This is a genomic window from Hydrogenovibrio sp. (assembly GCF_965140365.1).
Classification (GTDB): Bacteria; Pseudomonadota; Gammaproteobacteria; order Thiomicrospirales; family Thiomicrospiraceae; genus Hydrogenovibrio.
This window is the reverse complement of sequence record NZ_OZ223196.1, coordinates 639,789-662,822: the sequence shown is the minus strand read 5'-3', so window position 1 is coordinate 662,822 and position 23,034 is coordinate 639,789. Positions and strand designations below refer to the sequence as shown.

Annotated in this window: 21 protein-coding genes; 10 read left to right on the top strand and 11 right to left on the bottom strand. The window is 48.9% G+C overall.

From position 1 onward, the window contains the following. Positions 1-82: 82 nt before the first annotated feature. From AC0KH7_RS03100 to AC0KH7_RS03085, 4 genes are all read right to left on the bottom strand, one after another. Positions 83-1,393, bottom strand: coding sequence for a UDP-glucose dehydrogenase family protein (locus AC0KH7_RS03100; RefSeq protein WP_472370607.1), 1,311 nt, complete (start codon positions 1,391-1,393; stop codon positions 83-85). After that, a complete protein-coding gene (gene pgi / locus AC0KH7_RS03095) occupies positions 1,390-3,021 on the bottom strand; it encodes a glucose-6-phosphate isomerase (RefSeq protein WP_472370605.1) in 1,632 nt (543 codons plus the stop codon). The genes AC0KH7_RS03100 and pgi overlap by 4 nt, the downstream gene beginning before the upstream one ends. 61 nt (positions 3,022-3,082) lie before the next feature. Further along, on the bottom strand, positions 3,083-3,961 hold the full coding sequence (gene galU / locus AC0KH7_RS03090) for a UTP--glucose-1-phosphate uridylyltransferase GalU (protein ID WP_472370603.1): 879 nt from the start codon (positions 3,959-3,961) through the stop codon (positions 3,083-3,085). A gap of 84 nt (positions 3,962-4,045) precedes the next feature. After that, the gene (locus AC0KH7_RS03085; protein WP_472370601.1) at positions 4,046-4,276 is read right to left on the bottom strand and encodes a sulfurtransferase TusA family protein; all 231 of its coding nucleotides are present in this window, start codon (positions 4,274-4,276) and stop codon (positions 4,046-4,048) included. Positions 4,277-4,352: 76 nt separating this feature from the next. Between AC0KH7_RS03085 and AC0KH7_RS03080 the strand changes: the two genes are divergently transcribed. From AC0KH7_RS03080 to soxA, 5 genes are all read left to right on the top strand, one after another. Then, positions 4,353-5,768 carry a M48 family metalloprotease gene (locus AC0KH7_RS03080; protein WP_472370599.1) on the top strand — a complete coding sequence of 472 codons (1,416 nt, stop codon included), beginning with the start codon at positions 4,353-4,355 and terminating at the stop codon, positions 5,766-5,768. A 183-nt stretch (positions 5,769-5,951) separates the two neighbouring features. Beyond that, positions 5,952-6,326: a sulfur oxidation c-type cytochrome SoxX gene (soxX, locus tag AC0KH7_RS03075; RefSeq protein ID WP_029939892.1), complete on the top strand. Its 375-nt coding sequence runs from the start codon at positions 5,952-5,954 to the stop codon at positions 6,324-6,326. Positions 6,327-6,364: 38 nt separating this feature from the next. Next, positions 6,365-6,832 (top strand): thiosulfate oxidation carrier protein SoxY, encoded by a 468-nt coding sequence (soxY, locus tag AC0KH7_RS03070; protein WP_472370597.1) that lies wholly within the window; start codon positions 6,365-6,367, stop codon positions 6,830-6,832. 62 nt (positions 6,833-6,894) lie between these two features. After that, positions 6,895-7,206 carry a thiosulfate oxidation carrier complex protein SoxZ gene (gene soxZ / locus AC0KH7_RS03065; protein WP_068647777.1) on the top strand — a complete coding sequence of 104 codons (312 nt, stop codon included), beginning with the start codon at positions 6,895-6,897 and terminating at the stop codon, positions 7,204-7,206. 105 nt (positions 7,207-7,311) lie between these two features. Continuing rightward, a complete protein-coding gene (soxA, locus tag AC0KH7_RS03060; RefSeq protein WP_472370594.1) occupies positions 7,312-8,142 on the top strand; it encodes a sulfur oxidation c-type cytochrome SoxA in 831 nt (276 codons plus the stop codon). A gap of 219 nt (positions 8,143-8,361) precedes the next feature. Here soxA and AC0KH7_RS03055 read toward each other — a convergent pair whose 3' ends face one another. Together AC0KH7_RS03055 and ilvD are read right to left on the bottom strand one after the other, a co-directional pair. Beyond that, on the bottom strand, positions 8,362-8,760 hold the full coding sequence (locus tag AC0KH7_RS03055; RefSeq protein ID WP_472370592.1) for a tellurite resistance TerB family protein: 399 nt from the start codon (positions 8,758-8,760) through the stop codon (positions 8,362-8,364). 46 nt (positions 8,761-8,806) lie between these two features. After that, positions 8,807-10,660 carry a dihydroxy-acid dehydratase gene (gene ilvD, locus AC0KH7_RS03050; RefSeq protein ID WP_472370590.1) on the bottom strand — a complete coding sequence of 618 codons (1,854 nt, stop codon included), beginning with the start codon at positions 10,658-10,660 and terminating at the stop codon, positions 8,807-8,809. A 98-nt stretch (positions 10,661-10,758) separates the two neighbouring features. Between ilvD and argA the strand changes: the two genes are divergently transcribed. Both argA and rnt read left to right on the top strand, forming a co-directional pair. Next, entirely contained in the window at positions 10,759-12,051 is a 1,293-nt protein-coding gene (gene argA, locus AC0KH7_RS03045; RefSeq protein ID WP_472370588.1) for an amino-acid N-acetyltransferase, read from the top strand. Further along, positions 12,044-12,664 carry a ribonuclease T gene (gene rnt, locus AC0KH7_RS03040; protein ID WP_472370586.1) on the top strand — a complete coding sequence of 207 codons (621 nt, stop codon included), beginning with the start codon at positions 12,044-12,046 and terminating at the stop codon, positions 12,662-12,664. Before argA ends, rnt begins: the two co-directional genes overlap by 8 nt. Positions 12,665-12,746: 82 nt before the next feature. Here the strand turns inward: rnt and grxD are convergent, their stop codons facing one another. Both grxD and AC0KH7_RS03030 read right to left on the bottom strand, forming a co-directional pair. Beyond that, positions 12,747-13,094, bottom strand: a complete 348-nt coding sequence (gene grxD / locus AC0KH7_RS03035; RefSeq protein ID WP_472370584.1) for a Grx4 family monothiol glutaredoxin — start codon at positions 13,092-13,094, stop codon at positions 12,747-12,749. 158 nt (positions 13,095-13,252) lie between these two features. Beyond that, positions 13,253-15,070 (bottom strand): N-acetylglutaminylglutamine amidotransferase, encoded by a 1,818-nt coding sequence (locus AC0KH7_RS03030; RefSeq protein WP_472370582.1) that lies wholly within the window; start codon positions 15,068-15,070, stop codon positions 13,253-13,255. A gap of 210 nt (positions 15,071-15,280) precedes the next feature. Here AC0KH7_RS03030 and coaE point away from each other — a divergent pair, with 210 nt between their 5' ends. Together coaE and AC0KH7_RS03020 are read left to right on the top strand one after the other, a co-directional pair. Further along, entirely contained in the window at positions 15,281-15,871 is a 591-nt protein-coding gene (coaE, locus tag AC0KH7_RS03025) for a dephospho-CoA kinase (RefSeq protein WP_472370580.1), read from the top strand. Positions 15,872-16,189: 318 nt separating this feature from the next. Then, on the top strand, positions 16,190-16,615 hold the full coding sequence (locus AC0KH7_RS03020) for a hypothetical protein (RefSeq protein ID WP_472370578.1): 426 nt from the start codon (positions 16,190-16,192) through the stop codon (positions 16,613-16,615). 21 nt (positions 16,616-16,636) lie between these two features. Here AC0KH7_RS03020 and AC0KH7_RS03015 read toward each other — a convergent pair whose 3' ends face one another. Continuing rightward, positions 16,637-17,587, bottom strand: a complete 951-nt coding sequence (locus tag AC0KH7_RS03015; RefSeq protein WP_472370576.1) for a Nudix family hydrolase — start codon at positions 17,585-17,587, stop codon at positions 16,637-16,639. A gap of 148 nt (positions 17,588-17,735) precedes the next feature. On the opposite strand from AC0KH7_RS03015, the gene hisC reads away from it, so the two are divergent. Then, positions 17,736-18,794 carry a histidinol-phosphate transaminase gene (hisC, locus tag AC0KH7_RS03010; RefSeq protein WP_472370574.1) on the top strand — a complete coding sequence of 353 codons (1,059 nt, stop codon included), beginning with the start codon at positions 17,736-17,738 and terminating at the stop codon, positions 18,792-18,794. Between the two features lie 68 nt (positions 18,795-18,862). Here the strand turns inward: hisC and argJ are convergent, their stop codons facing one another. Further along, positions 18,863-20,071 carry a bifunctional glutamate N-acetyltransferase/amino-acid acetyltransferase ArgJ gene (gene argJ / locus AC0KH7_RS03005; RefSeq protein ID WP_472370572.1) on the bottom strand — a complete coding sequence of 403 codons (1,209 nt, stop codon included), beginning with the start codon at positions 20,069-20,071 and terminating at the stop codon, positions 18,863-18,865. A 137-nt stretch (positions 20,072-20,208) separates the two neighbouring features. Then, positions 20,209-22,947: a preprotein translocase subunit SecA gene (gene secA, locus AC0KH7_RS03000; RefSeq protein WP_472370570.1), complete on the bottom strand. Its 2,739-nt coding sequence runs from the start codon at positions 22,945-22,947 to the stop codon at positions 20,209-20,211. Between the last annotated feature and the right edge of the window lie 87 nt (positions 22,948-23,034).

The following is a 23,034-nucleotide window of genomic DNA, read 5'->3' as shown; positions in this document are numbered from 1 at the left end:
AACAATCCTTCACCCAAACAACCGCTAAACGTCTTTCAAAAACAGAAAAGCCCCTTTCGGGGCTTCTTCTGGCTGTTTTTTATTAAATAACTTCACCACGACCGACACCGAAATGTCGAAAGCCATGTTGCACCATGACATCGTGTTCATATATGTTTCGACCATCAAAAATAACCGGCCGCTTCATCAGATCAAACATTCTTTGATAGTCCGGGCTCCAGAAACGGCGCCATTCGGTCAGAATCATCAACGCATCCACCTGATCCAAAGCGTCATACATATCATCCACCAAGGTGACACTATTGCGATCGCCCCAGTATTCTTTGAAAGATGGGTTTGCTTTCGGGTCATAGGCCACAACTTCCGCTCCTTGAGCCACCAACGCTTCGATGGTTTTGACGCTCGGCGCATTATCAACCGTAGCGGTATTGGGTTTAAAAGACAAACCCCAAACCCCAATTTTCAGACCTCTCAAGTCGTTTTTAAAATAGCGCCAAGCTTTGCGGAACAGCACTTCTTTTTGGACTTCATTATTCTGAAGCACCGCTTTCAATAAATCGGCGTCATAGCCTTTTGATTGCAAGGTCCCAACCAAGGCCTGCACATCCGCCGCGAAGTTCGGCCCCCCGAAACCACACCCCGGGAACAAATAACTGAACCCGATACGCGAATCGGACCCTAAGCCCTGGCGAACTTCCTCCATATCAATATTAAAGTGCTCAGCGTTATTCGCCAATTCATTCACCAAACTAATGCGGGTGGCCAACAACGCATTGACAGCGTATTTGGTATATTCAGCGGCCCGCGTCGACATCACCTTAACTTGGTCCGTGACATAATTAAATGGCCGCATCAAATCACGCATAATGGCAATCGCATCCTCGTCATGACTGCCTAAAACGACCCGCGACGGCTTGGAAAAATCATTAATCGCCGACCCTTCACTGATAAACTCCGGCATCGAGACCACGGACACCTTCGCAACCAATCCGCGTTCAGCAAACGCTAACTTAAGCGCCGCTTCAAATCGATCTGCCGTCCCAATCGGAAAGGAACTTTGATTGACCACCAGTACGTCGCCTTGCGCCTGCTTGCCAATTTCATCGATCACTAACTCGGCTCGATCGGCTCGCCAGGACGGCATGCTCAACATGTAAACTTCGCCATGCTCAATACCGGCTTTCCAATCATCCGAAAATGCCAAACGCCCTTCTTTTAACTGACTTAAAATCAGTTGGTCCAGACCCGGCTCATCGCGCGGTAAAATACCTTGCCGCAAATCCGCCACTTTCAAATTACCAATTGGCAGCGCCAACACTTCATTACCGGTATGCGCTAGCGACCCGGCCGTAACCAAACCACTTAACTCACACCCAAAAACGGTTACTCTCATTTTGCCACCCTATCAATTAATGCTTTCGTCGAGCTGTCAAAACGCTCGGCCAGTGTTTTTTCTTTAATCGCACTGTAGGTTTCCTTGGCAATCAACTTTCCGAGTTCGACCCCCCATTGATCAAATGAATTAATGCCCCACATCACACCTTCCACATAGGTTTTATGTTCGTACATCGCGACCAGCATCCCCAGCGTTTTAGGGGAAATGGTTTTCATCAAAATGGTATTCGAAGGCTGATTCCCGGGATAATGTTTAAATGGCGAATCAAAACTGGCTTTCAGGCTATCGGGAATGGCACCGTCTCCCAACATCAACACCCGAGATTGAGCGAAGCAGTTGGCTAAGGCCAATTCATGCTGGTGGCGTAAACTTTCGTCTTTTTCCGCGTGGGACGTCGCATCAAAGTCATCCCGTTCCACCGGCGCAATAAAATCACACATCACCGCTTGAGTACCTTGGTGTAACAGCTGATAAAAAGCATGTTGTGCATTCGGGCCAACCTCACCCCACAAAACAGGGCAGGTTTTGTAGGCGACGCTTTCTCCGCTTTTCGCCACCGACTTACCGTTGCTCTCCATCACCAACTGCTCTAAATAAGACGGCAGATACTTCAAGCGCGCGTCATACGGCAAAATCGCTTTGTCGTGAATATTTAAAAAATTGATATTCCAAACATCAATCAATCCCAAAACAACCGGAATGTTTTGCTCCAACGGCGCCGTAGCAAAATGGTTATCCATCAAGTGCGCCCCTTGCAGTAACTCCCGGAATCCGTCCATACCAATTTGCAAGGCAATTGGAAAACCGATGGATGACCAAAGCGAATAACGGCCACCAACCCAATCCCAAAACAACAACTGGTTTTCAGGCGGAATGCCCCATTCCGTCATTTTATCGGGCTTGGTCGACACCCCGATAAAATGCTGAGAATGAATCACATCGTCGCTTTTAATGCATTCTCTCAGCCAGTCTTTAGCCGTTTCGGCATTTGATAAGGTATCAATCGTGGTAAACGATTTAGAAGCCAGAATAAACAGCGTGGTTTCCTGATTCAAACTGCGCAATAAATTAGAGGTTTGAGTGCCGTCTATCGAGGAGATGAAATGTAAATTGACGGGTGAATGCACTGTCTGCAAACTGTGCGTAATCATCAACGGTCCCAAGTCGGACCCCCCCACACCAATATTGACGACATCCGTAATCGGCTTACCACTGTAACCGCGCCAATGGCCCGCGCGAATTTTATCGACCATTTGCGTCATTTTTTGCAAAACGGTCTCAACATCCCCTTGCACCTGCTCCGCCACACCGGAAACATCTTTGCCCTGCGCGCGAAGCGCGGAATGAAGCGCCGGACGCTTTTCGGTATCGTTGACCTCTTCCCCCACCAACAAACGTTGAATTTCATTTTTCAACCCTTGTTGCTCAGCCAAGGCTTGCAAGAGCGTCAGCGTTTCTTCAGTGATGCGGTTTTTAGAAAAATCGATATAGAGTTCATCGAGTTCCAGCGAAAATCGTTCGACCCGATCGGTTTCGTCAAACAAGCTAGACAAGTGCATCGATCCCATACCGGAATCACAATGCAACTGTAAAGCCTGCCATGCTGATGATGTTTCAACGCCCATCCAATCCTCTCAATTGTTATTGTTTTTTCATTCAGTCAGCCTTTTTGGCCATTTTTGGTGCTTATTTCAATTCGAGTGTTTTCAGGTATTTTTTAAAGTCACCGCCCAATTTTTTGTCTCTTAAGGCATATTCAACATTGGCTTGCAGATAACCGAGTTTATCGCCACAGTCATAAGTCTTGCCGTTTTTGAATTCGAACCCGAACATGACTTCTTCGCCCAGCAACTCATCCATGGCATCGGTCAACTGAATTTCACCGCCAGCACCAGGCTTGGTCGTTTTCAGGATTTCCATGACTCTAGGGGTAAAAATGTAACGCCCGACCACCGACAAATTGGACGGTGCCTCGGACGGCTTCGGCTTTTCTACCAGCTCGACAATTCGCAAATCCGGGCCTTTAACCGAGGCAATACCATACTTCTCCACCTGATCTTCCGGAACCGCTTCCAATGCAACGACACTGGTGTGCATTTTTCGATACTGCTCCGCCATCTGAGCCAAGCACCCTTTTTTCGGGTGGTACATCAAAACGTCCGGCAACAAAACCGCAAACGGCTCGTTATCGGCAATGATCGGCGACGCACATAAGATGGCATGCCCAAGCCCCAAGGCTTCCGGCTGACGCACACTCACGATACGCACACCTTTCGGTGTAATTTCCTTGAGAGGAATCATACGATCTTCTTTGCCTCGTACGGCCAACTCGTTTTCCAACTCGTAATGTTTGTCAAAATGGTTTTCGATAGCCCCCTTGCTGGAATGGGTCACCAAAATAATATCGGTGATTCCGGCTTCCGCGGCTTCATGGATGATGTACTGGATTAAAGGCTTATCGACAACGGTCAACATTTCCTTTGGAATGGCTTTGGTAGCGGGCAGAAAGCGGGTGCCGAGACCGGCAACAGGGATGACAGCTTTGGTCAGTTTTTTATAGGCCATATAAATTCTTCAACTCTTTTATTTTCTAAATCTCTCTTTGACATTCTAATCGAAAATACGCAATACCTAAAATGAAAGTGGGAATTAGTTTTTCGAACCAATCAAAAAGGTAATTTTTTCCTCCTGGGAAACAAGCTCGCACGGCAACCCGTAAACCTGACAAAACGCTGGGATATCCTTCAAAGCCCCTTTATCGGTTGCAATCAACGTCACTGCACTCGCTTCAGGATTTTGCGACAAGTATTTCTTCAGCTTCACCAACGGCATCGGGCAAGGCAGGCCGGAAACGTCCAAGACATCAGGGTCAGATTTCATTCACACTCCTTTCAATGCAATCCTAATGGACTTATCTTACAATAGCATGACGTAATAAATATATTCAAAATCCACTATGACCAAGCTTTTCAGGGCCGTTGTTTTTCTGCTATTCACCGCATCCACCAGTTGGGCCGCCAATAACTTACCCGACCTGGGCGCCCCTGACCTTAAAGATTACGATGCACAGACGGAAACCCAGCTTGGACAAGCCTTTTCAACGGCCTTACACACCTATTACGACCTGGATTACGACCCGGAAACCCTGAGTTACATTCGTCGCATCGGGGAAAACATCACCAGCCACACAGGCAAAAATCGTTATTTTAATTTCTTCGTCATTGATAATTCGCAGATCAATGCCTTCGCCGGACCCAACGGCATTATCGGCATACACACCGGCTTGATCGCCAACGCCCGCTCCGAGGACGAGCTGGCTTCCGTCATCGCCCACGAGGTCGCTCACGTCACTCAGCGTCATTTGTCGCGAACCTATGAATACCAAAGCGAAATCAACATGACCAGCATCGCCTCACTGATTGCCGCCGTTTTAATTGGCACCCAAGACCCCAGTGCTGGTATTGCGACCTATATGGGCGGCATGGGGTTAAGCATTCAGCAACAACTTAAAAATTCCCGCATCCACGAAAACGAAGCGGATTATTTCGGCATCGAATACCTCAACAACGCGGGGTACAACCCTTACGCCATGGGCGATTTTTTTGCACGCCTCTCTAAAGAAGCCCAAATCTATGAAGGCACCATGCCGGAGATTTTGTCCACCCACCCGGTCACTGCCAACCGGCTGGCAAAGGCCGACGACCGAGCCAGACAATTTCACGAAGCCACACGAAAAGAAAAAAATGAAACCTTAACGCTGATTCAATTGCGCTTGAATTTCACCACGCGTACCACACTGGATCACTTCAAAATTAAAAACCTGACAAATGACCAGGCCTGCTATTTACACAACCTAAAAGCCTTGTACGCCTACCGAAACCAAAAAGTGTCATTTGATCAAAAATGCTTAGACACCGCCATTCAAGCCCATCCACACGAACGCCTATATAAACTACTGAAAGCACAAATTAAAGTCGCTCAGCATGACAAATCGGCACTAAAAGACTACGACTATCTGGAAGCCATCTACCCGTCCGACTTCAGCATCGTGTATTTGCACGCCAAAGCCCTTTCATCGTTAGGCGACACCGCCAAAGCCATCAAGCTGCTTGAAACACGGACCCCCAACTTTCATTACCAGTACTTATTGTATTCGGAACTGGCTAAGCTGTATGCTGACAAGAAAGACCATGGAAGAACCTATTATTACGATGCTCTGGCCAGTTACAACATCGGCAACACAGGCAAAACCATTTACCTGCTCAAACAGGCCAAACAAAACCTTTCAGCCAAGGACACAAAACTCAAAGAGAAGATCAAACGTCTAACAAACGAGCTAGAACCGCTGGATAAAAAACAACCGCCCTCTTAAGGTGTCATAAATAATAATTTAATCAGCATTAAATATTGCTATAGACGATAGACCACAAAAAACTTGCGAAACTCGTTTATATGAGTAACCTATGCTTCTAAGAGCGATAACTGCTCAAAAATAACTACCCATAATAGGGAAGAATATATTAGAAAAGCGCAAGCTTTTTTTAGGAGGATAAGAATGTTGAAAACGAAAATGAAGCAATTGTTAACTGCTTTGACTATCTCGACAGCAATGGTCTCAGCACCTCTAGCGACTCAAGCCGCCGATAAAGGTGCGAGCAACGTTGAAGCAGGTAAAGAATTGGCTTTTAGTCGCTCGAAAGGAAACTGCTTAGCTTGCCACATGGTTCCAGGAGGGAATCTGCCAGGTAATATCGGTCCGGCGTTAATTGCTATGAAATTACGCTACCCTGATAAACAAAAGCTATACGACAAAATTTGGGGTAAACCTGAAACTCAGATTCCAGACAGCATGATGCCTCCGTTCGGACAAAACGGAATCTTGTCGGATGATGAAATCGCAAAAATTGTTGATTTCATGTACACACTATAATCTTTTATTTTAAACCTTAACCGGGAGTTTTAAACCTTATGAAACGTAGATCTTTCCTTAAAGGTACCCTTGCAACTGGTGCAGCTGCTGTTGCAGTGAACGCTGGTCTTCTAACACCTTCAACTGTTTTGGCAGCATGGAATAAAAAAGCTTTCGAAGCAAAATCAGCTGATGACGCTCTAAATGCAGTATATGGAAGTGCATCTGCAGCTAAGTCTGGCGACATCGATCTAGGTGCTCCAGCCATCGCGGAAAACGGTGCGGTTACACCAATCAAAGTTGACGCAACTAAAATGTCTGGTGTTGAATCCATCTCCATCTTGGCCGCTAAAAACCCAATGCCTTTGGTTTGTGAATACAGCTTCTCCGGTCCTGCTATGGGTTATGTTTCCACTCGTATCAAAATGGGTGAAACTCAGAACGTTATCGCTGTCGTAAAAGCAGGCGGAAAACTATACAAAGCAGAACAAGAAGTTAAAGTAACAATCGGCGGTTGTGGTGGTTAATCCATCCCTATAACCAGTTACTTAAAATTTGAATACTGCAAACAAAATTTAAAGGAAATAACATGTCAATTAAAATCAGAATGCGTGGAAAATCAAAAGGCGGCGTTGCTGAAGTTAAAGCACTAATCAAGCACAAAATGGAATCTGGTGCTCGTATGAACAAAAAAACTGGTAAACCATATCCAGCTGAGTTCATCAACTCTGTTGAAGTTTTGGTAAACGGAACTAAAGCCATCGATTCACAATGGTCTGGTGCGGTTTCCGCTAACCCTTACATGGGTGTTATGGTTAAAGCAAACAAAGGTGACGAAGTCACTCTAAACATTGCTGACAACACCGGTGCTAAAGGCACTGAAACAATCAAGCTAAGATAAGCAACTGATTGTCCCACGGCCCTTTCCAAAGGGAAGGGTCGTTTAAAACAAATATTACATATAATAATACTTTATAAATAAAGAGTTCTCGGACGGAGGAATGGGATGAAGAAAACATTGCTAGTCGCCTTAACATTAGGTGCAACAGCAACAGCTAACCTAGCTGTCGCAGGTAACGTGGATCCTGAGCAAAGTCACAAACAATTCGTTGACTATTTCAAAGCGAAGAATCCAAATATCAAATTCGAAGATTATAGACTCGGTGCCTATAATTACTCTGAAGACAAAATGGCGCAATGGGAATCGGTTGAAGAATTCCCCCCGTATCTGGATGCCGTTGATGCGGGCGAAGCCCTTTACAATAAAGACAAAGCGGTTTACGACAAATGCTTTGGTTCAGACGTTTCTAAAGTGCGTGTAAAATACCCTCTTTTCAACGAAAAGACGCAACAAGTTGAAACACTGGAACAGCAGATCAACAAATGTCGTACCGACGCTGGTTTGAAAGCATTCAAGTGGAAAAAAGGTGATATCGCCAAACTATCCGCTTACTATGCTTACAATGCTCGCGGCCAAAAAATTGATGTTAAAATCAATTCCGAAGGCGCACGTAAAGCCTTTGAAGCCGGTCAAGAGTTTTTCATCAAGCCACGTGGTCAGCTAAACTTGTCTTGCGCCAAATGTCACGTATACAATGCCGGTCGTAAAGCCCGTGCGAACATCCTTTCGCCAGCGCTGGGTCACACGACTCACTTCCCGGTTTTCCGTGCAAAATGGCAAGAATTGGGTACGCTACACCGCCGTTACGGTGGTTGTAACAAAAACATGCGTGCCAAGCCAGCGAAAGCACAAAGTGAAACTTATCGTAACCTAGAGTTCTTCCAAGCCTATATGTCAAATGGCCTGGAAATCGACGGACCTGGTTATCGCGAATAAGTTTAATCGCTTAAACAAAAACCCGCTACGGCGGGTTTTTTATTGCCTGAAATTTATCCAAGCAAGTACTGTTTGGATATCACCCCTCCAAAGATTGGATTGAACAGGCATATAAAAAAGCCGCATTACGCGGCTTTTATTTAAACACTCTCCTGAACATAAAAAACGCCCAGGCCTGGACGTTTTAAATCATTCCTGAGAAATCTCTTTTATCGCTATTTAAAATTCCAGCATCTGCTCGCCTTCATAGACCCAATCGAAGCCCTGTCGAACCCATCGTTCAATGCGAATAATCAGCTCAGGATCGTTTAGACCGACTTTCTGTGCAATCATAAACACATTTTCCTGCTCTTCTTCACCAAAGTGGCCATCTTTATAAGATAGCTTCACCAGCTCTTGCAACAGAATGATTTTGGATTGCTTATCATGAAAGGCGGTCAAAGTATCGTCAATATTCAACGATGACTTATCCAGATCATATTCGATACCGAAGGCATCACTGAAGTTCTTCAAATATTGCTGCTCCTCTTCCGACACATCATGGTCGGCATGGGCGAGCAACACGGCCAAATCAAAAACAGCTTGACGCTGCTCTGATGTCAATCGATCTGCAAACATGGTCTTAATCCTTTAAATCAATGTAATTAATTAACTCTCTAAACACTCAATGCTCAATCTGCTCAACATCACGTACAGCGCCAAACGCCGCACTGGTCGTCATGGCCGCATAAGCTTTTAAAGCCGCACTGACTTTGCGCTCTCTTGGTTGAACAGGCTTCCAGGCGGCCTTGCCCTTCGCCACCATGGCTTGACGTCTCTCAGCCAACGCTTCATCGGTTAAATTGACGTTAATCGTACGGTTTGGAATATCGATTTCGATGATATCACCAGCTTCAACCAGACCGATGTTGCCACCTTCTGCCGCCTCCGGCGAACAGTGCCCGATCGACAAGCCGGATGTCCCACCGGAAAAACGGCCATCGGTTAGCAACGCACATTCTTTACCCAGACCTTTCGATTTTAGATAACTGGTCGGATAGAGCATTTCCTGCATGCCTGGACCGCCTTTCGGCCCTTCATAGCGAATCAAGACCACTTCGCCCGATTTCACTTCACCGTCTAAAATACCGCTGACCGCGGCATCCTGACTTTCATAAATACGAGCCGGCCCTGAAAATTTAAAAATTTCTTCATCCACGCCAGCGGTTTTAACGATACAGCCATCCAGCGCAATGTTACCGTAAAGCACGGCCAGACCGCCTTCTTTCGTGTAAGCATGTTCAACACTGCGGATACACCCGTTCTCGTCATCGTCATCCAGCTCTTTCCAGCGCTTGTTCTGACTGAAAGCTTCCGTTGTGCGAACATTCCCCGGCGCGGCTCTGAAGAATGTTTGCACGGCTTCGTCGTCGGTACGGGTAATATCCCACAATTCCAAGGCGGCCCCCATAGATGAAGCATGCACCGTGGACACATCACGGTTAATCAACCCGCCGCGATCCAACTCACCCAAAATACGCATGATACCACCGGCGCGATGAACGTCTTCCATATGGAAAACTTTCGAATTCGGTGCCACTTTCGACAAGCACGGAACATTACGAGAAATTCGGTCAATATCAGCCATGGTGAACTTCACATTCGCTTCACGCGCTATGGCCAATAAGTGTAAAACCGTATTGGTCGAACCGCCCATGGCCACATCCAACGCCATGGCGTTTTCAAACGCTTCCATGGTCGCAATCGAACGTGGCAACACCGACGCATCGTCTTTTTCGTAATACTGCTTGGCCAGCTCAACAATGCGTCGCCCGGCTTCTTCAAACAAATGCTTACGATCTGCGTGCGTTGCCAGAGTTGTACCGTTCCCCGGTAGCGCAATCCCCAACGCCTCCGCCAAACAGTTCATGGAGTTGGCAGTAAACATTCCGGAACAGGAACCACAGGTTGGACAAGCGGAGATTTCCACATCGTCCACATCCGAGTCGGAACAATGCTCATCCGCCGCCATCACCATAGCGTCGACCAAGTCCAGCTTGATTTCTGTACCGCCTAAAACGGTTTTTCCGGACTCCATTGGCCCGCCCGTCACGAAAATAGTCGGAATATTCAGGCGCATCGCCGCCATCATCATGCCCGGGGTGATTTTGTCGCAATTGGAAATACAGACCAGCGCATCGGCACAGTGCGCGTTGCACATATACTCAACCGAATCGGCAATCAGATCGCGGGACGGCAAGGAATACAACATGCCGTCGTGCCCCATTGCAATGCCGTCATCGACCGCAATGGTATTGAATTCTTTCGCAATCCCGCCGGACTTTTCGATCACACCAGCCACCAACTGCCCCATATCTTTCAGGTGAACGTGCCCCGGTACAAACTGGGTGAACGAGTTCGCCACCGCGATAATCGGTTTTCCAAAATCTTCGGTTGTCATTCCGGTCGCGCGCCACAAGGCGCGCGCACCGGCCATATTTCGTCCATGGGTACTCGTTTTTGAGCGATAATCCGGCATTATTTTCTCCTTACTCCCACAGGCTCGCTGACTGTGTCGTTTTTCGCGCGGGCCTGTTATACTTATGTAATTATAATTTTTAACATTTTCTCATATCTATGCAGCAATCTGAATTAGATTTTACGAATAACTTGCGGCAAGCTTCGCCTTATATTGCCAAGCACCGCAATAAAACCATCGTCATCTACCTGCCCGGTGAACTCATTTCGCATTCGGCCGCCTTGCTGCAATTGGCCAAAGACTGTGTTCTACTCAATAACCTCGGCTTGAAAGTGGTCTTGACGCTGGGCGCCACCCACCAAATCGACCAAGCTTTCGAAGCCAAAGGGCTTCAGTGGCAAAGCCACCAAAACGTACGCATCACCGCACGGGAACACCTTCAAACCTTCCAGGAAACCATCGGTTACGTACGCTCCCAGCTCGAAGCGGCTTTTAGCCAGGCCTGCGCGGAACACCACCTGCATTTACCGATTGTGTCCGGTAACTGGGTCATCGCTCAGCCCAAAGGGGTGATTCAGGGGGTTGACTTCCAACACACCGGCATCCTGCGTAAAATCAACAACGCTGCGGTGGAAAGCCTCTTAAACGTCGGGCAAATTCCCTTGTTAACCCCTTTGGCGTATTCCCTGACTGGCGAGGTATTCAACCTGAATACCCTGGAGCAGGCGTTTGCCATCGCCTCAGCCTTAAAAGCCGACAAACTGATGCTGTTCTCAGCCGATGAAACCCTGAACGCTTTACCGCAAGCCATGTCACTCAAAGACATTCCGGACCATCTCGGCGCTAATCAAGCCAGCGAATCACAGCGTATTCTCAGCTTGGCACACACTCAAGGCCAACACATCAAACGCATTCATTTAATGGCGGAAAGCAACCCGAATGCGCTTTTACTCGAATTATTCAGCCGCGACGGCTCCGGCACCCTAATTTACACCGACCGTTACCATCAGTTACGCCCGGCGCAAATCGAAGACGTGGCCGGCATCCTTACGCTGATCGCACCGCTGGAAGAACAAGGCATTCTCACCAAACGGTCGCGCGAGAATCTCGAACTGGAAATCAACAACTTTTTCGTCATCGAAATCGACCAACAGATTATCGGTTGCGCCGCCCTTTACCCGATTGATGAACGCAGTGGCGAACTGGCTTGCCTCGCTGTCGACGCCGCCTATCAAAAGATGCGACTCGGCCAAGAACTATTGCAAGCCATACAAGCGAAAGCCCTTCAATCCGGGATCGATACACTCTTTTTGCTGACCACGCACACCCATCACTGGTTTATCGGCCATGGGTTTAGCGAAACGTCTCCGGACAATTTACCGGTCAACCGAAAATCTTTTTACAACCTTCAAAGACAGTCAAAGGTCTTACAAAAAACGCTACATGAATAACGTCATACACATTAAAGACCGTTTCCGCGGCTTCTTACCGGTCGTCGTCGACGTCGAAACCGCCGGGTTCGACCCACAGGAAAATGCCCTCATTGAAATCGCCATCGTCACCTTAAAAATGAATGCCGACGGCCAACTGGAACGCGACCAAACCGTGCAGGCCAATGTCCTGCCCTTTAAAGGCGCCAAACTCGACCCCAGCGCCTTAAAATTCATCGGCGTCGAAGACCCGACCCACCCGTTTCGCATGGCGGTTTCCGAAAAGGACGCCCTGGAAAAATGCTTCCAGCCAATTCGCCAACGCTTAAAGGAAACCGCTTGCAGCCGTGCTATTTTAGTGGGTCATAATGCCTTTTTTGATTTAAGTTTTGTGAAAGCGGCGGCCGAACGCTGCAAAGTCAAATCGCCGTTTCACGAGTTCAGCACCTTCGATACCGTTTCGCTGGCCGGCTTGGCTTATGGACAGACCGTTCTGGCCAAAGCCGTGAAAATGGCCGAAATCGACTGGGACAATAGCAAAGCACATTCGGCCGAGTATGACACCATCAAGACCGCCGACTTGTTTTGCAAAATCGTCAATCAATGGCCGCTTAACCTGCCACCAACCGTTTAACGGGTTCAAATGCCATCGATAAAAAAACCGCCAGGCCTGGCGGTTTTTTAGTTCAGCACCCCGAACTGGCGGCTCAACGCACTTAAGCTTCTTGCGATGCTTGCGCGTTAGCGTCAGCCATCATTTTTTTCAGTTCACCGGACTCAGCCAATTCCAAAGTGATGTCACAACCACCTTGCAATTCGCCACCGATGTACAATTGCGGAAACGTCGGCCAATCCTGGTATTTTGGCAAAAATTCAAAAATCATCGGATCCGCTAATACGTTCACAAACGCAAACTTTTCGCCGGTTTGTACCAGTGCTTCCGCCGTCCGGCTTGAAAAGCCACAAGATGGCATTTGCGGCGTGCCTTTCATATAAAGGACCACCGGGTTCTGACTGACTTGTTCGTGAATTCTAGCAAGGGTTTCGGTTTCTTGGTTTTCCATTCTTTTCTCCTAAAGTCAGGCCTGGCCGTTTTCAACCAATACCTGAGTTATTTGCTTGGTTATTATAACAAAGTCCGCTCAAAAATCGAGACCGGATTTTCCCTCGTCCATTGGATAAGACGGCCGTTTCAATTCCGACTCGGGCAATCGTCAATCCATCAACCATTAATATCGCGATACGGATCAACGTGTCGCTGCAACCACAGTTCCAATAACGCCGCATGCCACAGCTTACTGCCTTTAATGGCGGTGAAGTTTTCTTCCGCTTCCGGCGCGTCCAGCAACCGTTGAATGTAATCCGGTTTAAAGAGGCCCCGCGCCTGAGCCTCTGGACTGGTCAGAATGCGCTTCATCATGTCGTAAAACGGACCGCGAACATACTTTAACGCCGGCATGGGAAAATAGCCTTTTGGCCGGTCAATCACCGAGTCCGGGACCAAACCACGCGCCACCTTTTTCAGCAGATGCTTGAAGTCTTTAAGCTTCAACTCTGGCGGTGCCGACATTGCCAATTCAACCAGTTTATGGTCCAAAAAGGGGACGCGGGCTTCCAGCCCCCATGCCATGGTCATGTTATCCACGCGTTTGACCGGATCATCGACAATCAATGTGGTGGCATCCAAACGCAAAACCTGATCCAAATACGTCTCCGCGCCTTCTTCGGATAGGCGGTCGTTAATCAAAGCACGTGTCACATCCGTTACATGGTAGTCTTCTTCAATCATTTCCAACCACTCAGCATGGCTGCGATCGAAATAGAAGGGCGCAAACGCCTCAACCGGGTCGGCCCCTTCCGGCAGTTCCGCCGCGGCTTGTGCCATCAACGGATACCAAAAATACCCGCCGAAGACTTCGTCCGCACCCTGCCCGGACATCACCACCTTCACATCCTGCGAAACCTGCTCCGACAGCAGATAAAACGCCACCGCATCCTGGCCGAACATCGGCTCCGCCATGGCATCGACCGCTTCGGTCAATCTCGGCAGGACCGTCTCGTTCGGAATCAAGTATTTTTGATGCTGAGTCTGGTAGCGTTCCACCACCTGATCGGAATATTCAAACTCACTGCCTTTTTCTTCCGGCACGTCTTCAAACCCAATGGAGAAGGTACGGATATTTTCCACACCCGCTTCGGCCAACAAAGCCACAATCAAGCTGGAATCCAACCCACCGGACAGCAGTACACCCACTGGCACATCCGCCGCCGTCAAGCGCTTATGAACGGCTTGCTTCAACGATTCATGCACCGCATCCACCCATTCCTGCTCGGTTTGCGGGGCCTCTGGCGTGTGCGGCCGCTGTGCCGTCAAATGCCAGTAGGCCTTTTTAAATATTTGGCCGTCCGGGTTCACAATCATCCAGTGTCCCGGTTCCAATTTACGAATGCCTTTCAAAATGGTGTGCGGTGCCGGAATCACGGCATGCAAGGTAAACTGGTGGTGCAACCCGACCGGGTCTATTTCAGTATCGATGCCACCCGACGCCAGTAGCGCCTGCGTATTGGACGCGAATTTCACGCCGCCTTTAACCGGCGCATAATACAAGGGTTTAATACCGAAACGATCACGTGCCAGCAACAACTGGTGTTGATGGTCGTCCCAAATCGCGAACGCAAACATCCCTTCAAACCGGGTAACGCAATCCATGCCCCATTGGCGGTAAGCTTTCAAAATCACTTCGGTGTCGGAATGCGAACGGAAATCATGGCCCAATTCCATCAATTCATGACGCAGCGCTTCGTAATTGTAAATGCAGCCATTGAAGACCAACGTTAACTCGTCATCCACCATCGGCTGATGCCCGGCGTCGGATAAATCGATGATCGATAACCGACGATGCCCGAGTCCGACATGGTTTTGCACCCAAGTGCCGCCGTCATCGGGGCCACGCTGTTCCATTTCGCACAACATCGGGCGCAACCCCGCTTCACTTGAAAGCTGGCCATCCCAATAGATTTCACCGCAAATTCCGCACATAGAGTTTTTTTACCTGCTACCTTACCTGTGTTACCTTTGCCCGCGTTTTCCGTTCTCGTTTGATTTTTTGAGAAGGCGAATCGGGTCAAAGAGGCTTTATTTTAACGAATCCCATTGTAAATTATTGACTCTTTCCACCGGACAATTTAAAGTCGCCAAAAGCGATTTCATTATGATTTTGCGCTTCATTCCAACCCACATCGGTCAATTATGAAAGTATATGGACTCACCGGCGGTATCGGCAGTGGTAAAACCACCGTGCGCCAACTGTTTGAATCGCTTGGCATTCCCACCCTGGATGCCGACGCCATTGGCCGAGAATTGGTCAAACCAAACCAACCAGGCCTGGTCAAAATCATCCAAACCTTCGGTTCCGATATTTTGACAAGCCAGGGTGAACTTGACCGTGCCGAGTTACGGCAGCGCATACTCAAAGATCCGGACGCAAAACGCCGGTTGGAAGCCATCCTGCACCCGATGATTCGCGAGCGCACGCAAGCCGCCATCGAGCAACTGCGCCGGCAAAACCCACCGGCCATCGTAGTGGAAATTCCGCTACTGGCCGAAACCGGCAAACCGGATTACATCGATGAAACCATCGTGCTGGATTTACCGGAAGCCACACAATTACAACGTGCTTTAGATCGCGGTACCTTGCCGGAAGCGGACATTCGAAACCTGATGCAACAACAAGCCTCACGCAAGACTCGTTTGGCCATGGCCGACCATATTATCCAGACCGACCAACCGCTTGAACACATCAAACAAGCCTTGCAAACCCTACTCGAACAACCCAATTAAACTTACTCTATTCAGAGTATTTCAAATCTGTTAAGCTGGTTTTCGAGTTAAGCTATTGAAGAGAGCTTTGCACGAGATGGATACACGGATAAAAATGGCTAAAATTTCCCTGAATGTCGTTGAAAAACTGGCGAATAGCTTGCTATTCGCTGCGTTTTCCGCCTAATTCAGAAAAATTTTATCTCATTTTTCTATCGCCCCTCTCATGCAAAGCTCTCTAGAAGTAATGCAAACCAAAACAGAGTCGATTCGAAACACATTATCGAGCTTTTACCGAGCTATCCAATCCTCTTAACGCGGGTTTAAACGAGGCCTTTTATGCCTTATCAAGTCACATCCATTCGAGATAACTACCGTTACACCGCCATCGTCCCCAGACGGGAACTGGCCTATACCATCATCAAATTTCTAGCCGAGCTGGGACTCACCCTCAAAGACTTCAAGCAAGTCGTGCACAACAGCGAACTGAGTCCGGCCCATATTTTGGATGAAACCACCTATTTGGCGCTGGTGGAAATTCACCCGGAAATGGATTTGATTTACGAAAGCCTCTGTTTGAAAAACAACGAACGCATGTACTTTCATACCAACTGGACCGTGTCGAGCTTGAACTGGCAAAAAATGACCGAAGCGCTGGCCTCTTATAGGGTTGAAGTGACCACTATTAAAAGCCGAGACATCACCCATAGCCTCAAAACCAAAACCCCTCTTTCCGATGACGAACGGGCGCAACTGGCCAATTAATTAGAAAGCTGAATTAGATAACTAAATCGGTTCCGGCCACAAACCGGAAATTGCAGCAACCCCCTGCCCGCCATACTGACGCGCTTCCTCAACATCCTCCGGTTTCATCCCACCCAACGCAAAGACCGGTACCGGCACATTCGCAACACGCTCAGCAAACGTCGGCCAGCCCAAACCGTCCAGTTCCGGATGGGATTGGGTTTTTTTCACCGGCGACAACAGCATAAAATCCGCTCCTAACTCCAGCGCTTTCGCCATTTCCACATCGTTATGAGTGGACACGCCCAGTAACTTGTCGTCGGGAATGGGGCGCTCCGTCAACCCCATAATCGCCGTAGAGGCCAATTGCAAGCCGTCTGCTTCCGGCACCGCCCGCAAATCCTCCGGCTTGCCGTTCAACAAAATCCGCGCCCCTTCATAACGATGGGTTAACGCCACCGCCTGTTTTGCTAGGGCTTGAAACGCGGTTTCATCCAAGGTTTTGGCTCGCAACTGCACCAAGCGGATACCCTCTTCTAACGCCGCTTCTAATCGACCGAGTGCATCTTCGGTATCGTGAAAACCGCCGGAAATCATATAGTGTCCGGGCAATTGCAAGGCCTTCACCAAGCCTCGATTCGCCTCCGGAAATGCCTGCGCCTCCAACTCGGACATCGGTGTCCATTGCACCGTTTGCCCTTCGGCACCATGTGGCTCACCGTCAAAGTACTCGGTTTCATAGACATTCAACAATACCGAGACTTTTTCATAATCCCATGGAATTTGAATCAGCGGTTGCCAGTTCCTCGTCGCAACCCCCACCTCTTCTTCAAATTCGCGTATCAAAGCCTCTTCGGGCGTTTCGCCCGCTTCAATCTTTCCGCCCGGAAACTCCCAAAAACCGGCTAAGTCCTGATGAGCTTGGCGGCGCGCCAACAGCACCTGTTTCTCTTTGCGTAAAACACCGACGGCCACTTGAATTCGTTCATTCATTCGCTTATTTTCCTTTATGTTCAAATGCCTTCTATTTTGGCAAAAAATCGCCAGGTCTGAAAGCGCTCATTTTTCGTGAAGCCATCATCGATTAACGTTAGAATAGTGCATTAAAATACCTGAATAATGTAAACGGAAACAACACGCCATGAGTCGATTCTGGAGCCAACGCGTTCATCAACTGACCCCTTATGTTCCCGGTGAGCAACCGAAAGTGGATAACCTCATCAAGCTCAATACCAATGAGAGCCCTTATCCACCCTCACCGAAAGTATTGGAAGCGGTTTCGGCTGAGGTCAACGACAAGCTACGCCTGTACCCAGACCCGAATTCGGATGCTCTGAAACAATCACTGGCGCATTACTATCAGATCGAAACCAATCAGGTATTTGTCGGCAATGGTTCGGACGAAGTACTGGCCCATATTTTCATGGGGCTCCTGAAGCAGGACAAGCCGATTCTGTTTCCGGACATCACCTACAGCTTTTACCCGGTTTATTGCGGACTGTATGAAGTGGATTACCAAACCGTGCCGCTCACAGAGGAATTTGCCATTCAACCGGCCGACTATCAAACCGATAACGGCGGCATTATTTTCCCGAACCCAAATGCCCCCACCGGCCGACTGTTGCCATTGCAGGCCATTGAACAAATCCTGCAGGGCAGCCCGAATTCGGTCGTCGTCGTGGATGAGGCCTATATCGATTTCGGCGGCGAATCCGCCGCGCAATTGATTCACCGTTATCCGAATCTTTTGGTGGTACAGACCTTCTCGAAATCCCGTGCTTTGGCGGGGTTACGAGTGGGCTTCGCTTTGGGGCATCCGGATTTAATTGAGGCCTTGGAGCGCGTCAAAAACAGTTTTAATTCCTACCCGTTGGATCGGTTGGCGGTGGCCGGTGCCGTCGCGGCGATGGAAGATGAAAGCTACTTCGAGGCCAGTTGCGATAAAATCATCGCCACCCGAACTCGCCTGACCGAGTTTTTGCAACAACACGGCTTTCATGTCGTGCCTTCGACCGCCAACTTTGTTTTTGCTGCCCATCCAAGCAAAGCGGCCGCCGACATTGCCCAAGCCTTACGCGAACGGGCCATTATCGTCCGTTACTTCAATAAACCGCGTATTGACGAATACCTTCGCATCACTATCGGTACCGATGCCGAAACCGATGCCCTCTGTCAGGCCTTAACCGAAATTTTGGCTTAATCCAAAAACCAAAAAACGCCTTGATCGGCGTTTTTTTATGGACTCATTGGCGTGAATAACCGACCTGATTACGTTCGGTATTCGGCATTGATTTTCACATAGTCATATGAAAAATCGGTGGTCCAGACGATTTCAGACGCCTCGCCCCGATTCAACACTATGCGAATCAAGATATCGGTTTCATCCATCACCGCCTGACCGGCTTCTTCGGTATAAGAATCGGCGCGCCCGCCGTTTTCCACCAACAAAACCTCGCCCAAGTAAATCTGTAAAGCCTCGATATCCAAATCGACCAGGCCTGCCCGGCCGACGGCGGCGAGAATCCGTCCCCAGTTAGGATCGGAAGCAAACAAAGCGGTTTTCACCAACGGCGACAAGGCCACCGCATGCGCCACTTTTAAGCACTCGTCCGAGTTTTGGCCGCCTTCCACTTGCACCGTAACAAACTTGGTCGCGCCTTCGCCGTCGCGGATAATCATTTGCGCCAACTCGGTCATCACCTCTTTCACCAGGCCTGCAAACACTTGATAAGCGTTTGAGTGTGTATCGGTGATTTCCGGCATCGCCGCTTGCTGAGTGGCGGTCAAGGTACAGGCATCGTTAGTCGATGTATCGCCATCCACCGTGATACGGTTAAAGGACACATTCACGGCATCACTGAGCGCTTGCTGCAAGCAGGCCTGGGAAATTTTGGCATCCGTCGCTGCAAAACCGAGCATGGTCGCCATGTTGGGGTGAATCATGCCGGAACCTTTGGAAATGCCCGTCACCGTCACCAAAGCCCCGTCGATATCGATTTGACGACTGACGATTTTTTCACAGGTATCGGTCGTCATAATGCCTTGCGCGGCTGCTTTCCAACCATCAATTGCCTGATTGGCAATGGCATCCGGAACGGCGGTTTCAATTTTATCCATCGGCAAATTCTGCCCGATGACACCGGTGGAAAACGGCAGCACCGCTTCCGCTGGCAAACCTAATTCGCTGGCCACCCATTCACAGGTTTGCGTGGCGTCCTTCAGACCTTGCTGGCCGGTTCCGGCATTCGCATTGCCACTGTTAATCACCAGGGCCTGACACGCCATCGCTTGCAAATGTGCTTTGGCAACGGTGACAGGCGCGGCACAGAACGCATTTTGCGTGAAGGTCGCGGCTGTGCGACTGCCTTCCACAAAGGACACCACGACAAAATCGGTTTTATCGGCTTTTTTAATTTTGGCTTGAGTCGTGCCCAAATAAACGCCGGCGACAGGATGAATTAAGCTTTCTTGCGACATGTGTTTTTCTCCAAACAAAAAATCCACGTTGAATGGAAATGCCCGATAGCTCTTCGGCACTCCGTTCAGCGTGGATTTTTTTCAATCTTCGTTAGGGAACCTCTGATTGAATCGATTTGAGGTTCCTTCGGTAAATATTAACTCAATTTACCGCAACATTGTTTATATTTCTTACCGGACCCACACGGACACGGATCGTTGCGCCCCACTTTTGGAGCCTCACGTCGATAAGTGCCTTCTTTTTCCGGTGGTTCGTCATCGGCGTCGCCGGATGGCATGCCCATGGCATCCGCAATGCCCTGCGCCGCCGGATGTGACGTTTCCAGCGCCTGAGGACGTTCGTCAATTTGCTGCTGCTCGTAGGCATCCACATCGTCCGTACCTTGGATCTGAACCATCGACAGGGTTTGAACCGTTTCAAACATGACTTCATCGAGGAAGGCTTCAAACATTTCGGCCGCGGAGCTGCGATACTCCTGGAACGGATCTTTCTGCGCAAAGCCTTTTAGATGAATCCAACGACGCAGATAATCCATTTCGTTCAAATGCTCGCGCCACTGTTTATCAATGGTACGCAGCAACACTTCTTTTTCGAAATGATGGCGTGTTTTTTCGTCCACCACCGCCATTTTAGTCTGGTAAAGCGCTTTCACTTCTTCCACCAAACGATCACGCAGTTTCTCTTCGAACAGGCTTTTGTCTTCATCCAACCATTGCTGAATTGGCAAGCTATGGCCCAAATCGTCCTGCAACTGTTTCTCCAATCCAGCCACATCCCATTGCTCTTCAATGCTGCCCGGTGGAATATAGTTGGCCATAATCGATTCGATCACATTAACACGCAAGGAATCGACGATTTCGGAAACATCCTCTTCTTCCATCAATTCATTACGTTGCGAGTACACCACCTTACGTTGCTCGTTGGCAATATTGTCAAATTTCAACAGATTGGCACGTTCATCCTGATGCATACGCTCGACCTGCTTTTGAGCCCGTTCGATGGATTTGCTGACCATGTTGTGCTCGATGGCTTCGTCCGATTTCATGCCCAGACGGCGCATCATGTTTTTGACTTTTTCCGACGCGAAACGGCGCATCAGGTCGTCGTCCAACGACAAGTAGAAACGCGTCACACCCGGATCGCCTTGACGCCCGGATCGCCCGCGAAGCTGGTTATCGATACGGCGCGATTCATGTCGCTCGGAACCGAGTACCATCAAACCGCCTTTTTCCAAGACTTCATCATGACGTTTCTGCCAAGCGGCTTTGACTTCGGCAATTTGTTCGTCCGTTGGGTTGTCCAAAGCTTCCAATTCGGACTCCAAGTTCCCCCCCAAGACAATATCCGTTCCGCGCCCGGCCATATTGGTGGCAATCGTGATGGATCCCGGGCGTCCGGCATCGGCAATGATATTGGCTTCGCGTTCATGCTGTTTGGCGTTCAATACGCTATGTTTGATGCCTTCTTTGTCAAACAGCGAAGACAGAACTTCGGACATTTCAATCGAAGCCGTGCCCACCAAAATCGGTTGGCCGGTTTCTTTCATCGCCTTAATGTCGCGTACAATTGCATTCAATTTGCCTTCAATATCCAAAAACACCAGGTCTGGTAAATCTTGACGTGATGGCACTTTATTCGGTGGAATCACCACGACTTCCAACTGATAAGTAGACAGGAACTCACCCGCTTCGGTATCCGCGGTCCCGGTCATGCCCGACAGTTTGTCGTATTGACGGAAATAATTCTGGAAAGTGATGGACGCGTAGGTTTGGCTTTCTGCTTGAATCGCAACGCCTTCTTTGGCTTCCACCGCTTGGTGCAAGCCATCGCCCCAACGACGTCCGGCCATTTTCCGGCCGGTGAATTCGTCGATAATGACCACTTCGTTGTCTTGAACAATGTAGTCGGTATTTTTTTCAAACAACAAGTGCGCGCGCAACGAAGCATTAACGTATTTCATCAAACTGATGTGTTCGGCGTCGTAAAGCGAATCGCCTTCGTTCAGCAGGCCGATTTCCACCAGCATGGCTTCAACCTTCGAGTGACCTTCGTCAGTCAAATGGATTTGTTTGGTTTTTTCGTCAATGGTGTAGTCACCGGTTGTGGTTTTGGCTTCCAAGTCCTCTTCGCCACGCTCTAGGCCTTGTACCAGCGGATTCATTTTCTGATACAACTCGGATTTATCTTCGGCCGGGCCGGAAATAATCAACGGTGTCCGTGCTTCATCGATCAAGATGGAGTCCACCTCATCCACAATCGCGAATGGTTGACCACGCATCACCCGCTCTTCAACGAAGATGGCCATGTTGTCGCGCAAGTAATCGAAGCCGAATTCATTATTGGTGCCGTAAGTGATGTCGGCATTGTAAGCCGCTTGTTTTTCATTGGCTGGCTGTCCAGACAAAATGACACCGGTGGTCAATCCTAAAAAGCCATACAACTGCCCCATCCATTCCGCATCACGCGAGGCAAGGTAGTCGTTGACGGTAATGACATGCACCCCTTTCCCGGCCAAAGCATTAAGATAGGCCGGTAACGTCGCCACCAGGGTTTTCCCTTCCCCGGTACGCATTTCAGAAATTTTGCCGTCATGCAAAGCCATCCCACCAATCAGCTGGACATCGTAATGACGCATCCCCATCACCCGCTTTCCGGCTTCACGCACCACGGCAAACGCTTCCGGCAACAATTGATCCAACGACACACCGTCGGCAATTTGTTGTTTGAACGCATCGGTTTTCGCTTTCAGGTCTTCGTCGCTGAGTTGAGAGAAAGAATCTTCGAGTGCGTTGATTTGCTGTACTTTTTTGCGGTATTGCTTAAGCAGGCGTTCGTTACGACTGCCGAAAAGTTTTTTGAAAATGTTAAGAGCCATTAGCGCTTGAATCCAGTAAAGAGTTTAAAAACCAGATCGGCGTCGTTCGGCACGCCTCACCGGAGTGATGTCTAACGATTACAGTGT

What these genes read in the sequence shown, in the direction of transcription:
- AC0KH7_RS03100 (WP_472370607.1), bottom strand. Translation starts at nt 1,393, where the DNA reads ATGAGAGTAACCGTTTTTGGGTGTGAGTTAAGTGGTTTGGTTACGGCC.
- pgi (WP_472370605.1), bottom strand. Translation starts at nt 3,021, where the DNA reads ATGGGCGTTGAAACATCATCAGCATGGCAGGCTTTACAGTTGCATTGT.
- galU (WP_472370603.1), bottom strand. Translation starts at nt 3,961, where the DNA reads ATGGCCTATAAAAAACTGACCAAAGCTGTCATCCCTGTTGCCGGTCTC.
- AC0KH7_RS03085 (WP_472370601.1), bottom strand. Translation starts at nt 4,276, where the DNA reads ATGAAATCTGACCCTGATGTCTTGGACGTTTCCGGCCTGCCTTGCCCG.
- AC0KH7_RS03080 (WP_472370599.1), top strand. Translation starts at nt 4,353, where the DNA reads ATGACCAAGCTTTTCAGGGCCGTTGTTTTTCTGCTATTCACCGCATCC.
- soxX (WP_029939892.1), top strand. Translation starts at nt 5,952, where the DNA reads ATGTTGAAAACGAAAATGAAGCAATTGTTAACTGCTTTGACTATCTCG.
- soxY (WP_472370597.1), top strand. Translation starts at nt 6,365, where the DNA reads ATGAAACGTAGATCTTTCCTTAAAGGTACCCTTGCAACTGGTGCAGCT.
- soxZ (WP_068647777.1), top strand. Translation starts at nt 6,895, where the DNA reads ATGTCAATTAAAATCAGAATGCGTGGAAAATCAAAAGGCGGCGTTGCT.
- soxA (WP_472370594.1), top strand. Translation starts at nt 7,312, where the DNA reads ATGAAGAAAACATTGCTAGTCGCCTTAACATTAGGTGCAACAGCAACA.
- AC0KH7_RS03055 (WP_472370592.1), bottom strand. Translation starts at nt 8,760, where the DNA reads ATGTTTGCAGATCGATTGACATCAGAGCAGCGTCAAGCTGTTTTTGAT.
- ilvD (WP_472370590.1), bottom strand. Translation starts at nt 10,660, where the DNA reads ATGCCGGATTATCGCTCAAAAACGAGTACCCATGGACGAAATATGGCC.
- argA (WP_472370588.1), top strand. Translation starts at nt 10,759, where the DNA reads ATGCAGCAATCTGAATTAGATTTTACGAATAACTTGCGGCAAGCTTCG.
- rnt (WP_472370586.1), top strand. Translation starts at nt 12,044, where the DNA reads ATGAATAACGTCATACACATTAAAGACCGTTTCCGCGGCTTCTTACCG.
- grxD (WP_472370584.1), bottom strand. Translation starts at nt 13,094, where the DNA reads ATGGAAAACCAAGAAACCGAAACCCTTGCTAGAATTCACGAACAAGTC.
- AC0KH7_RS03030 (WP_472370582.1), bottom strand. Translation starts at nt 15,070, where the DNA reads ATGTGCGGAATTTGCGGTGAAATCTATTGGGATGGCCAGCTTTCAAGT.
- coaE (WP_472370580.1), top strand. Translation starts at nt 15,281, where the DNA reads ATGAAAGTATATGGACTCACCGGCGGTATCGGCAGTGGTAAAACCACC.
- AC0KH7_RS03020 (WP_472370578.1), top strand. Translation starts at nt 16,190, where the DNA reads ATGCCTTATCAAGTCACATCCATTCGAGATAACTACCGTTACACCGCC.
- AC0KH7_RS03015 (WP_472370576.1), bottom strand. Translation starts at nt 17,587, where the DNA reads ATGAATGAACGAATTCAAGTGGCCGTCGGTGTTTTACGCAAAGAGAAA.
- hisC (WP_472370574.1), top strand. Translation starts at nt 17,736, where the DNA reads ATGAGTCGATTCTGGAGCCAACGCGTTCATCAACTGACCCCTTATGTT.
- argJ (WP_472370572.1), bottom strand. Translation starts at nt 20,071, where the DNA reads ATGTCGCAAGAAAGCTTAATTCATCCTGTCGCCGGCGTTTATTTGGGC.
- secA (WP_472370570.1), bottom strand. Translation starts at nt 22,947, where the DNA reads ATGGCTCTTAACATTTTCAAAAAACTTTTCGGCAGTCGTAACGAACGC.